We start from the raw sequence: 305 nt of genomic DNA, 5'->3' as shown, positions 1-305 counted from the left end.
GGCGCCAGCATCGGCGTCTTCGCAAGCACTGGCGCAACGACCGGCGCCGGCGGTACCACGACCCTGGAAGGTACCATCACCCTGATCGCCACCAACGGCACGAGCGCCAGCGGCCTGGCCGGCAACGCCCAGCCCGCCGACGGCGACACCCTGACCGTGAACGGCAAGACCATCACCTTCCGCAGCGGCACCGCGCCGGCGACGACCGGTGTTCCCTCCGGTTCGGGCGTCAGCGGCCATCTCGTCACCGACGGCAGCGGCAACACCACCGTCTATCTCGGCAGCACCGGCACGCCTGCAACGCT

At 70.8% G+C, this 305-nt stretch carries 1 protein-coding gene; it reads left to right on the top strand.

Translation table 11 applies throughout. From position 1 onward, the window contains the following. Nucleotides 1-305: DUF1522 domain-containing protein (locus RAD04_RS38550; RefSeq protein ID WP_461627950.1), on the top strand; the 305-nt coding region annotated here is incomplete at both ends.

It is taken from the genome of Bradyrhizobium sp. 25ACV (assembly GCF_054863005.1).
This window is presented reverse-complemented; position numbering and strand designations above follow the sequence as displayed.